At 63.6% G+C, this 11,506-nt stretch carries 14 protein-coding genes; 12 read left to right on the top strand and 2 right to left on the bottom strand.

Features of this window, described 5'->3' with window-relative positions; all coding sequences use genetic code 11:
* Positions 1-3 precede the first annotated feature (3 nt).
* Together DM868_RS12850 and DM868_RS12845 are read right to left on the bottom strand one after the other, a co-directional pair.
* On the bottom strand, positions 4-603 hold the full coding sequence (locus DM868_RS12850) for a nitrous oxide reductase accessory protein NosL (protein ID WP_137277238.1): 600 nt from the start codon (positions 601-603) through the stop codon (positions 4-6).
* Between the two features lie 62 nt (positions 604-665).
* Positions 666-1,175 carry a winged helix-turn-helix transcriptional regulator gene (locus DM868_RS12845; protein WP_137277236.1) on the bottom strand — a complete coding sequence of 170 codons (510 nt, stop codon included), beginning with the start codon at positions 1,173-1,175 and terminating at the stop codon, positions 666-668.
* Positions 1,176-1,349: 174 nt separating this feature from the next.
* Between DM868_RS12845 and DM868_RS12840 the strand changes: the two genes are divergently transcribed.
* The 12 genes from DM868_RS12840 to DM868_RS12785 all read left to right on the top strand — a co-directional run bounded on the left by DM868_RS12840 (position 1,350) and on the right by DM868_RS12785 (position 11,440).
* Entirely contained in the window at positions 1,350-1,760 is a 411-nt protein-coding gene (locus tag DM868_RS12840) for a helix-turn-helix domain-containing protein (protein ID WP_137277235.1), read from the top strand.
* 344 nt (positions 1,761-2,104) lie between these two features.
* A complete protein-coding gene (locus DM868_RS12835) occupies positions 2,105-2,257 on the top strand; it encodes a 50S ribosomal protein L39e (protein WP_137277233.1) in 153 nt (50 codons plus the stop codon).
* Positions 2,254-2,526, top strand: coding sequence for a 50S ribosomal protein L31e (locus DM868_RS12830; protein WP_137277231.1), 273 nt, complete (start codon positions 2,254-2,256; stop codon positions 2,524-2,526). The genes DM868_RS12835 and DM868_RS12830 overlap by 4 nt, the downstream gene beginning before the upstream one ends.
* Position 2,527: 1 nt before the next feature.
* A complete protein-coding gene (locus DM868_RS12825; RefSeq protein ID WP_137277230.1) occupies positions 2,528-3,193 on the top strand; it encodes a translation initiation factor IF-6 in 666 nt (221 codons plus the stop codon).
* A 123-nt stretch (positions 3,194-3,316) separates the two neighbouring features.
* Positions 3,317-3,655 (top strand): ATP synthase archaeal subunit H, encoded by a 339-nt coding sequence (gene ahaH, locus DM868_RS12820; protein WP_137277228.1) that lies wholly within the window; start codon positions 3,317-3,319, stop codon positions 3,653-3,655.
* Positions 3,656-3,695: 40 nt separating this feature from the next.
* The gene (locus tag DM868_RS12815) at positions 3,696-5,867 is read left to right on the top strand and encodes a V-type ATP synthase subunit I (RefSeq protein ID WP_246049124.1); all 2,172 of its coding nucleotides are present in this window, start codon (positions 3,696-3,698) and stop codon (positions 5,865-5,867) included.
* A 163-nt stretch (positions 5,868-6,030) separates the two neighbouring features.
* Positions 6,031-6,279 carry a hypothetical protein gene (locus DM868_RS12810; protein WP_137277226.1) on the top strand — a complete coding sequence of 83 codons (249 nt, stop codon included), beginning with the start codon at positions 6,031-6,033 and terminating at the stop codon, positions 6,277-6,279.
* A gap of 23 nt (positions 6,280-6,302) precedes the next feature.
* Positions 6,303-6,881, top strand: coding sequence for a V-type ATP synthase subunit E (locus tag DM868_RS12805; RefSeq protein ID WP_137277225.1), 579 nt, complete (start codon positions 6,303-6,305; stop codon positions 6,879-6,881).
* Complete coding sequence (locus DM868_RS12800) at positions 6,878-7,936, top strand: V-type ATP synthase subunit C (RefSeq protein WP_137277223.1); 1,059 nt, start codon at positions 6,878-6,880, stop codon at positions 7,934-7,936. The genes DM868_RS12805 and DM868_RS12800 overlap by 4 nt, the downstream gene beginning before the upstream one ends.
* A complete protein-coding gene (locus DM868_RS12795; protein ID WP_137277222.1) occupies positions 7,933-8,253 on the top strand; it encodes a V-type ATP synthase subunit F in 321 nt (106 codons plus the stop codon). The genes DM868_RS12800 and DM868_RS12795 overlap by 4 nt, the downstream gene beginning before the upstream one ends.
* Positions 8,254-8,255: 2 nt before the next feature.
* On the top strand, positions 8,256-10,013 hold the full coding sequence (locus DM868_RS12790; RefSeq protein ID WP_137277221.1) for an ATP synthase subunit A: 1,758 nt from the start codon (positions 8,256-8,258) through the stop codon (positions 10,011-10,013).
* A 2-nt stretch (positions 10,014-10,015) separates the two neighbouring features.
* Positions 10,016-11,440: an ATP synthase subunit B gene (locus DM868_RS12785; RefSeq protein WP_137277220.1), complete on the top strand. Its 1,425-nt coding sequence runs from the start codon at positions 10,016-10,018 to the stop codon at positions 11,438-11,440.
* Positions 11,441-11,506: the final 66 nt, after the last annotated feature.

The following is an 11,506-nucleotide window of genomic DNA, read 5'->3' as shown; positions in this document are numbered from 1 at the left end:
GGGCTACATCCCGAGGCCCGACAGGACCTCGCGCGTCACGTCGTCGTGCGTCAACAGCTCGCCGCCGTGTTCGGCCGCGAAGGCCTCAGCGTCGCCCTCAGAGGTGAAGCCGATGAGCGACTTACCCATCGCGCCCTCGACGTCGCTGTTGGCGACGAACGTGAGGTCGTGAAGGTTGGCGAACGCCGCCGCATCGAGATGCGCGCTGATGACGGTCGTGCCACCGTCGTCGCGGAGCTCGTACTCGACGCTCGAGTAGTCGGTCGCGTAGGCGGTCTGTGACTCGTGGCCCCGCTCCTCGTTTTCGAGGAGATAGTTGTACGTGCAGGTCGAGCTGCAGAACCACGCGATACCGTCTTCGCGGCCGTCGGGGAGCGACGGGGGCGCGTCGTCGCCGTAGAAGGCTTCGCCGACCGGACCGGGGTGCATCCCGATCCGCATCCCGCAGTTGTCACACTGCTCGCTGCCGTCGAGGGAGATCGCGGCCGGGCCGTCGCGTCCGCCGCCGAGACAGCCGGCGAGTGCGCCCGCACTACCGACCGCGATCGTCGCCAAGACCGTTCGTCGCGTCGGTCCGTGCTCGGTGATGCGCTGGTGTTCCATGTTTGGTGTAGGGTCGAGAGAGAAATAGTCTAATTGGTGCAATGCTGAAACAAGGTCGGCCGTCACTGCTCGAGCAGCGAGTCGACGAGTCGCGAGAAGCGATCCACGAGCCGGTCCGGGAGGCTCGGGTCGATCTCGACGAGCGTCTCTCTGAGCAGGTCCGGTCGCGTCAACCGAACCGAAACGGTCCGACCGTCGTACACCTTCTCGGCGAGATCGTACTCGATGAGGTTCGAGAGGTGCCACTCGACGGTGCTGCGCGCGATGTCGGCCGCGTCGGCGAGTTCCGCCGGCTGATCCGTTTCGCGATCGAGCAACAGCATGACGAGCTCGCGCGTCGTCTCCCGACGTAACAGCGCGATCGCCGCCTGCTCGGTTCGCGAGTAGCCGTTCGGGAAGTAGTGTGTCCGGCCGCACACCTCCAAGCTCCGCAGGGAGCCGCCCTTGAGAAGCCGGCGAAGGTGATACTGCGTCTGTCCGGTCGCGATGTCGAGGTCGCGGCTCACGGCGTTGAAGTGGACGCCCGGATTCGACTCGACGTGCGTGCGCACTTGGGATCTCGTTTCGGTCATGGGTTCCGGATCGCCTACGATAGCCTTCGGCTCGACACGTATGAAGCATCGGTTTCGTCCCGTCCCGTGGGACGCACCGAGCGGTCCCGAATCGCCGGTTACACCCGGACGGCTGGGCAATATTGTGCCAAATGTGCAAAGACTTATCAACGCCGAATTCCTACATTGGACATAATGGCGGACGCAATGAGCGAATACCTCAAGCAGGACATGCAGTGTGAGGGCCTGCTCGAATGTATTCACGGACTGAAGGGGCTCGACAAGGAGATATTCAAGGTACTGACGGAGGCGTCGGGACCGCTCACCGTCGACGAGATCGCCGAAGCCGTCGACCGAGAACGATCGACGGCCTACCGTTCGATCCAGCGGTTACTCCAGAGCGGATTCGTGCAAAAAGAGCAGGTCAACTACGATCAGGGCGGCTACTACCACGTGTTCCGGCCGACAGACCCCGACGAGATCGCCGACGACATGCAACGGATGCTCAACGACTGGTACGCCAAGATGGGACAACTCATCGGCGAGTTCCGCAAAAAGTATCAGAAGGAGATCGACGAACCGCCGGCGGCGGCGGCCGAGAACTGACCGAGGCGCCTCGTTCGGGACGAGAATTAGCTCACCCAACCCCAGTATTGGCTATAAAATGCAATATAATCCACTCACGATTTCGGGAGCTGTCTTTCGGTAGGTGTGGATTCGCTCTCCGCTCGTCTTTCCGAGACTCCTCGATTACACTCGGAGTCTCGCATCTCGCGGGTCGCATTCGCTCTCCGCTCGTCTTTCCGAGACTCCTCGATTACACTCGGAGTCTCGCATCTCGCGGGTCGCATTCGCTCTCCGCTCGCCTTTCCGAGACTCCTCGATTACACTCGGAGTCTCGCACCCAAAGGAACAAGAATTTAAACGCTCCGACGGAACTATGCTCCACTATGGGTAAAAAATCGAAGGCCAAGAAGAAGCGGCTCGCGAAGCTGGAGCGTCAGAACAGCCGCGTTCCCGCGTGGGTCATCATGAAGACGGACCGCGACACGATGCGGAACCACAAGCGCCGGAACTGGCGTCGGAGTGACACTGACGAATGAGCGCCGAATTCGACGAGCGCGTCATGACCGTCCCGCTCCGAGACGTCCTCGCCGGCTCGAACACCGACCGCGCGGACCAGGCGATGGGCCTCGTCCGGTCGCACCTCGCTCAGCACTTCAAAGTCGACGAGGACTCCGTCCGACTTGACCCCTCGATCAACGAAGCGGTCTGGGAGCGCGGGCGGGCGAAACCCCCGCGGAAACTCCGCGTTCGAGCGGCCCGCTTCGAGGAGGAAGGCGAGGCCGTCGTCGAAGCAGAGACCGCATAACGTGCTCCGCGCGGCGCTCTCCGGATCCGCATACGTCGGCGTCTTCGGGCGTGCAACCGACGATTGTCTGCTCGTTCGCCCGGATATCGAGGAGTCGCTGCGCTCGGATTTCGAGGCCGAACTCGAGGTGCCGGCAGTGCCGACGACGGTCGCCGGCTCCGGCACGGTCGGCTCGCTCGCCGTCGGCAACGAGAACGGGCTGCTCGTCAGCGAGCGGATCACGGACCGCGAGCGCGAGCGGATCGAGAGGGGGACGGACCTCACGGTCGGCGAACTGCCGGGACGGATCAACGCCGCCGGGAACGTCGTGTTGGCGAACGATCACGGAGCCTTCGTTCATCCCGATCTCTCCCGAAAAGCCGTTCAGGCGGTGCGCGACACGCTCAACGTGCCGGTGGAGCGCGGGATGATCGCGGACGTTCGAACCGTCGGGACCGCGGCGGCGGTCACGAACAAGGGCGTTCTGTGTCACCCCAAGACGACCGACGAGACGCTCGACTTTCTGGAGGAACTGTTCGGCGTCTACGCCGACATCGGGACGATCAACTACGGCGGCCCGCTCGTCGGCTCCGGGCTGATCGCGAACAGCAACGGATACGTCGCGGGCTCGGAGACGACCGGACCGGAGTTGGGCCGCATCGAGGACGCCCTCGGCTACATCGAGTAGTCGCCAACGGCCGATTTTTTCGGACGATTCGAGCGGCTGCAACGCCGAACCGATCGGCGAAACTCCCAAATCCGTTTCGCAACTACCAAATAGCCGCTTTCCGAAGCGTCTGATGATATAACTATGGCCAGGCCAGAGGTTCTTGACCGAATCAAAGAGGCCGAGGAGGAGGCCGACGACATCGTCGCCGAGGCAGAGGCCGAGCGCGAGGAGCGCATCGCCGAGGCGCGATCAGAGGCCGATAGCATCCGGGAGAACGCCCAGGAGGAGGCACAATCGCTCAAAGAAGAGCGCCTCGAGGACGCCCGCGAGGAGATCGAAGCCGAGCGGGAGGAGATCCTTGCCGAGGGTGACGCCGAACGCGAGGCGCTCGAATCGCGCGCCGCGGAGAACCGAACGGAGGTAGTCGAATACACGGTCGATCTGTTCAAGGAGGCGGTGGATGTCCAGTCTCAGACCTAAACGGATGAGCCGGGTCTCGGTAACGGGATCCAAGCGCGTGATGGACGAGACCATCGAGGCCGTCCACGAGTTGAACCTGGTTCACGTCACCGACTACGACGGCAGCTGGGAGGGGTTCTCGCCGGGCGACCCGATCGAGGGGGCCGAGGACGCCGCCGGGAAGCTCGTCACGGTGCGCGCGCTCGAAAGCACCCTTGGTATCGACGAGGAGGACGCCGGACGAACCCGGATCATCGACGACGACGAGCTCGAATCGGAGCTCGAAGAGACTCGCACGCGCGTCAACGAACTCGACGATCGACGCTCGGAGCTGGAAGCCCAGATACGCGAGATCGAGGAGCAGATCGACTCGACACGGCCGTTTGCCGCGCTCGGGATTGACCTGGATCTGTTGTCGGGATACGATTCGCTGACCGTCGCGGTCGGTGAGGGCGACGCTGACGAAATCGAGTCGTCGCTCGCGGCGTCCGAGGAAGTCGATAGCTACGAGCTATACACGGACGACAACTACGTCGCGCTGTTCGTGTACCCCGATGTCGACATCGAGGACGCGCTCGTCGGCACGCCGTTCACCGAGTACGGGATCCCGGACCTCGGGGACGGTGACGGGGCCACGAGCCCCGAGGCTTATGTCGAGGAACTGACCCACACGAGACAGGGCCTCGAATCCGAACTCGAGACGGTCGAGAGCCGGTTGGCGGAGCTGAAACACGAGGTCGCGGGCTTCCTGCTCGCCGCCGAGGAGAAGCTCTCGATCGAAGTGCAAAAACGGGAAGCGCCGCTGACGTTCGCGATGACGGAGAACGCCTTCGTCGCGGAGGGGTGGATCCCCAGCGAACAGGTCACCGACCTCGTCGAGACGCTCGATACCCGCGTCGGCGATCACGTCGAGGTCGACGAACTCGAACGGGCGTCCTACGAGGACGGCCACGCGCACGACCGCGAGGAGCTCGACGAGGGCCACGAGGGCGAGGCGGTCGCCGACGGCGGACACGAGATGAGCGGCGGATCGCCGCCGGTCATCCAGGACAACCGTCCGGGTGCCAAACCGTTCGAGATGCTGGTCGGCGTCATCAACCGACCGAAGTACAGCGAACTCGATCCGACGCTCGTGTTGTTCCTCACGTTCCCGATCTTCTTCGGGTTCATGATCGGCGACGTCGGATACGGCATCCTCTACATGCTGATGGGGTGGTTCCTGATGGCGAAGTTCGACAGCGCCGGATTCAGAAGTCTCGGTGGCGTCGCTATCTGGGCCGGGATCTGTACGACGATCTTCGGCGTGTTGTACGGCGAGTTCTTCGGCCTGCACGAACTCGGCTACGTCGTCTGGGGCTACGAGGGCGGGCTCGGAGAGGCCATCACCGGCCATCCGGGCGCACCGATGGACAAGGGGCTCGAACCCGCGAGCATCGCGTTCGCGTGGGCGTGGCTCGTCATCAGTCTGGTGATTGGGCTGCTGCATCTGTCGATCGGATACGTCTTCGGCTTCCTCGACGACCTCAGCCACGGCATCGCCGACGCCGTCACCGAGAACGTCTCGTGGCTCATGCTCATGTTGGGCGCGTGGATCTGGGTGTTCAGCACGCACCTGCAGTCGGTCAAGCCGAACCTGCTCTTCACCACGTTCAACGCCGAGGGCGCGACCGTCGCCGGAAACACGGTCGGTGCCCAGGAGGTCGCCTACGAGCTCGGGTTCGCCGGCTTCTCCGAGACGGTCGGCATCGCCGCGGGCGTCATCGGCCTGATCGGCCTCGCGCTCTTGGTCTACGGGGAGGGCGGGATCGGACTCCTCGAGAGCCTGAACGTCTTCGTGAACGTACTCTCGTACACCCGGATTGCCGCAGTTCTGCTCGCGAAGGCCGGGATGGCGTTCGTGGTCAACCTGCTCGTCCTCGGTGCCTACCAGGACTCCGAAGGCGGCGTCCACTTCATCTACAACAACTACGACAGCCTCGATCAGGTCCACGGTGACATCATGTTCAGCGGCCTGCTCAACGGTGCCGAGGGCGCGATGTTCGTCGTCGCGATCCTCGCCGGGGCGCTCATCTTCGTCGTCGGGCACGTCCTCGTGCTCCTGCTCGGCATCACGAGCGCGGGTCTACAGGGAATCCGTCTCGAGTACGTCGAGTTCTTCAACAAGTTCTACGAGGGCGGCGGCAAGCCCTACAGTCCGTTCGGCTACGAGCGGAGATACACGACCGAAGACTGAACCCACGTCAGTACTTCTTTTTTGTGTCCGTCCCGAGAGCTGTGCGAATCACCAACGCATAGTGACGGCGGCTCTCATCGGCGTTTGGGAAGTTTTATGAAGTCTCTGCGAACATATCGGACTGTTCGGATAGCAGTCAATCCATACCAACTGAACACAAACCATGTTTGAACTTGCTACTGCCCTAAGCAGTGTTGCACCACTCCAAGGAGCGTTCACGGAACCCTCGGCAGCGGCCGCGCTTGCGGTCGGTCTCGCCGCGTTCGGTGCGGGCTACGCGGAGCGCGGCATCGGTGCCGCCGCGGTCGGCGCGATGGCCGAGAACGAGGACCTTTTCGGTCGAGGGCTCATCCTGACGGTCCTGCCGGAAACACTGGTCATTCTGGCGCTGGTCGTCGTCTTCGTGGTCTAAACCACACCCAACTTTTCCAAACAATGAGCCTTGATACGGTCGTAGAGGACATCCGAGATGAAGCCCGCGCGCGCGCTGACGAGACACGCGAGGCGGGGGAAGAGCGCGCCGACGAGATCGTCTCAGAGGCCGAGCGCGACGCGGAGGAGATCGTCTCCGACGCCGAACGCGAGGTCGAGCGGGCGATCGAACAAGAGCGCGAACAGGAGCTTTCGGGCGCGAAGCTCGAGGCGAAGCAGGCTCGCCTCGAAGCGCGTCGGGAAATCCTCGAGGAGGTCCACGACGATGTCGAAGCACAGATCGAGAGTCTCGAGGGCGACGAGCGCGAGGAGCTGACACGATCGCTTTTGGACGCCGCAGCCGAGGAGTTCGACGCGGAGTCGGTCCGCGTTCGCGGCGCCGAAGGCGACGCGGAGCTCCTGGAGTCGATCGTCGCGGACTACGACGGTTTCGAGGTCGGCGAGCCGATCGACTGCCTCGGCGGCATCGTCGTCGAATCCGACGAGTCGCGCGTCCGAGTGAACAACACGTTCGACTCCGTCCTCGAGGACGTCTGGGAGGAGAACCTGCGCGAGATCAGCGCGCGCCTCTTCGAAGAATGAGCGTCAAAACCGAAGGGAGTTCAAACTACGAATACGTCACCGCGAGAGTTCGGTCGCGGCGAGCGAAGCTGTTCGACGCCGACGATTACCGAAAGCTGGTCCGGATGGGACCGAGCGAGATCGCCCGGTTCATGGAGGACACTGAGTACGAGACGGAGATGAACGCGTTGGGTGCCCGCCACTCTGGCGTCGATCTCATCGAGTACGCGTTGAACCGGAACCTCTCGAAGCACTTCGACGACCTGTTGACGTGGGCGGACGGGTCGCTGTACGAGTACATCGCGAACTACCTCCGGAAGTTCGACGCGTGGAACGTCAAGACGGTCATTCGCGGCATCTACACGGATGCCCCCCGCGAGGAGGTCGAAGACGACCTCATCCGGACTGGCGAGTTCGCCGGAGCGACGCTCGATCGGCTCCTCGAGGCGACGAGCATCGAGGACGCCACCGAGGCGCTCTCGGGGACGATCTTCGGCGACGCGCTGGAAGACGCCTACGAGGATTTCGAGAGCGCCGACGTGCTCGTTCCGCTCGAAAACGCGGTCGATCGAGCCTTCTTCGCGCACCTGCTCGACGACGTCGGGCAGCCGGAGCCGGACACGCCGAACGCGCTGTACCGGGAGTTCCTGGAGGCGGAGATCGACTTCCGAAACCTCCGGAACGCACTGCGGATCGCGCGCAGCGGCGCGGACATCGATCCGGCGGAGTACTTCATCGACGGCGGGCGGCTCTTCGGCGGCGAGGAGCTCCGACAGCTCGCGTCGAACCCCGACGAGTTGGTGACGGCGATCCGCGAGAGCAGCTACGGGAACGACCTCACCGAGGCGCTCGACGAACTCGAGAACGCGGAGAGTCTCATCGGGTTCGAACACGCACTGAATTCGGCGCTGCTCGAGTACTCCGAGAAGCTGTCGAACCGGTACCCGCTGTCGATCTGTCCGGTACTCTCGTACGTGCTCGCGAAGGAGCGCGAGATCGAGAACATCCGAGCGATCGCCCGCGGCCGCGAAGCCGGGATTCCCGTCGACGAGATCGAAGAGGAGCTGGTACAATGAGCGAGGAAATCGCCGTCGTCGGCAGCCCGGACTTCACGACGGGCTTTCGTCTCGCCGGTGTCCGCCGTTTCGAGAGCGTGCCGGACGACGAGAAGTCCAAGAAACTCGACGACGCCATCACCTCGGTGCTGGAAGACGAGGGCGTCGGAATCGTCGTCATGCACGATGAGGACTTCGAGTATCTCTCACGTACAGTTCGACAGCGGGTCGAAACGAGTGTCGAGCCGGTCGTCGTCACGCTGGGTGGCGGCGCCGGTTCGGGTAATCTGCGCGAGCAGATCAAACGCGCCATCGGCATCGACCTGATGGACGAGTAATCATGAGTCAAGCAACTGCAAGCGAAACCACAGACGAGGGCGTGATCGAGAGCGTCAGCGGTCCCGTCGTGACCGCGGTCGATCTCGGTGCCCGGATGAACGATGTCGTCTACGTCGGCGAGGAAGGGCTGATGGGCGAGGTCATCGAGATCGAAGGCGATCTGACCACCATTCAGGTGTACGAGGAGACCTCCGACGTCGCACCGGGCGAACCGGTCGAGAACACCGGCGAGCCGCTGTCGGTCGATCTCGGTCCGGGTATGTTGGACAGTATCTACGACGGCGTCCAGCGTCCGCTGGACGTTCTCGAAGAGAAGATGGGGGCGTTCCTCGACCGCGGTGTCGACGCGCCCGGCATCGACCTCGAGAAGACCTGGGAGTTCCACCCCGAGGTCGAGGTCGGCGACGAGGTTACCGCCGGCGACGTCGTCGGCATCGTCCCCGAGACCGAGAGCATCGACCACAAAGTGTTGGTGCCGCCGGGCTACGAGGGCGGCGAGGTCGCCGCCATCGAGTCGGGGAACTTCACCGTCGACGAGACGGTCGCCGAACTCGACAACGGCGAGGAGATCGCGATGCGCCAGGAGTGGCCGGTCCGTGAACCCCGCCCGACGGTGGAAAAGGAGACGCCGACGACGCCGCTGATCTCCGGTCAGCGCATCCTCGACGGCCTCTTCCCGATCGCGAAGGGCGGGACGGCCGCCATTCCGGGCCCGTTCGGCTCTGGAAAGACGGTGACGCAGCACCAACTCGCCAAGTGGGCCGACGCGGACATCGTCGTCTACGTCGGCTGCGGCGAGCGCGGCAACGAGATGACCGAGGTCATCGAGGACTTCCCGGAACTGGAGGACCCGAAGACCGGCAAACCGCTCATGTCGCGGACGTGTCTCATCGCGAACACGTCGAACATGCCCGTCGCGGCGCGTGAGTCCTGTGTGTACACCGGTATCACGATCGCAGAGTACTACCGAGATATGGGCTACGACGTGGCGCTCATGGCCGACTCCACCTCGCGGTGGGCGGAGGCGATGCGCGAGATCTCCTCGCGACTCGAGGAGATGCCTGGCGAGGAGGGCTACCCGGCGTATCTGGCCGCCCGCCTCTCGGAGTTCTACGAGCGTGCCGGCAAGTTCCAGAACCTCAACGGCAGCGAGGGGTCGATCTCCGCGATCGGCGCGGTCTCGCCGCCAGGCGGGGACTTCTCGGAGCCGGTGACGCAGAACACGCTCCGTATCGTCAAGTGCTTCTGGGCGCTCGATGCGGACCTGGCCGAACGGCGGCACTTCCCCTCGATCAACTGGAACGAGTCGTACTCGCTGTACACCGAACAGCTCGATCCGTGGTGGCGCGAGAACGTCGAGGAGGAGTACCCCGAGGTTCGACAGTGGGGCGTCGACGTTCTCGACGAGGAGAGCGAGCTTCAGGAGATCGTTCAGCTCGTCGGGAAGGACGCGCTGCCGGACGACCAGCAGCTGACGCTCGAGGTCGCCCGCTACATCCGCGAGGGATGGCTCCAGCAGAACGCGTTCCACGACGTGGATACCTACTGCGAACCGGAGAAGACCTACCTCATGCTGACGTCGATTCAGCACTTCAACGAGGAGGCGTTCGAGGCGCTCGAGGCCGGCGTCCCCGTCGAGGAGATCATCGACATCGACTCCGTCTCTCGACTCAACCGGATGAACACCCAGGAGAACTACGAGGAGTACATCCAAGAGCTAAAAGACGATGTTGCGGACGAGCTCCGGGAGCTCTACTGACCATGCAAAAAGAATACAAGACCATAACGGAGATCAGCGGTCCGCTGGTGTTCGCCGAGATCGACGAGCCGGTCGGCTACGACGAGATGGTCGAGATCGAGACGCCGGACGGTGAAACGCGCCGGGGACAGGTGCTCGAATCGACCTCCGAATACGTCGCGATTCAGGTGTTCGAGGGGACCTCGGGCATCGACCGCGACTCGTCTGTCCGATTCCTCGGCGAAACGCTACAGATGCCGCTAACCGAAGAACTGCTCGGGCGCGTCCTATCGGGATCGGGACAGCCGATCGACGGCGGTCCCGAAATCGAACCCGACGAGGAACGACCGATCGTCGGTGCAGCGATCAACCCGACGGCGCGGGAGTACCCGCGTGAGTTCATCCAGACGGGTGTCTCGGCGATCGACGGGATGAACACGCTTATCCGCGGTCAGAAGCTGCCGATCTTCTCCGGATCGGGGCTGCCGCACAACGACCTCGCGCTCCAGATCGCCCGTCAGGCGTCGGTGCCCGAGGAGGAAGAAGGCGACGACGAGGGATCGGAGTTCGCGGTCATCTTCGGCGCGATGGGTATCACCCAAGAGGAGGCCAACGAGTTCATGGACGACTTCGAGCGCACGGGCGCGCTGGAGCGATCGGTCGTCTTCATGAACCTCGCGGACGACCCCGCAGTCGAGCGGACCGTCACGCCGCGGATGGCGCTGACGACCGCCGAGTATCTCGCCTTCGAGGAGGATTACCACGTGCTGGTCATCCTCACGGATATGACCAACTACTGCGAGGCGCTGCGTGAGATCGGTGCGGCCCGCGAGGAGGTCCCAGGGCGACGTGGCTACCCCGGGTACATGTACACCGACCTCGCACAGCTGTACGAGCGTGCCGGCCGGATCGAAGGTCGTGACGGCTCCGTCACCCAGATTCCGATTCTCACGATGCCGGGCGACGACGACACGCACCCGATTCCCGATCTGACGGGGTACATCACCGAGGGGCAGATCTACATCGATCGGAACCTCAACAGCCAGGGTATCGAGCCGCCGATCAACGTCCTGCCCAGTCTCTCGCGGCTGATGGACGACGGTATCGGTGAAGGGTTCACCCGCGAGGACCACGGCGACGTGTCCGATCAGGCGTACGCGGCGTACGCCGAGGGTGAGGACCTCCGCGACCTCGTGAACATCGTCGGTCGGGAGGCGCTTTCGGAGCGGGACAACAAGTATCTCGACTTCGCGGACGCCTTCGAGGCGGAGTTCGTCCAACAGGGATTCGATACGAACCGAACGGTCGAGGAGACGCTCGACCTCGCCTGGGAGCTGCTCAGCGAGCTGCCGAAAGAGGAGCTCAACCGTATCGACGAGGAGTTCATCGAGACGTACTACGTCGAAGCGGACAGCGAACAAGTCGAAGCCACGCCGGCCGACGACTGAAACGTTCGCCACACTTCGACGGTCGCGTTTCGCGTTCTTCGCTCGCTGCAAAAAGATCGAGAGTCA

The organism is Natronomonas salsuginis (assembly GCF_005239135.1).
Taxonomy (GTDB): Archaea; Halobacteriota; Halobacteria; order Halobacteriales; family Haloarculaceae; genus Natronomonas; species Natronomonas salsuginis.
This window is presented reverse-complemented; position numbering and strand designations above follow the sequence as displayed.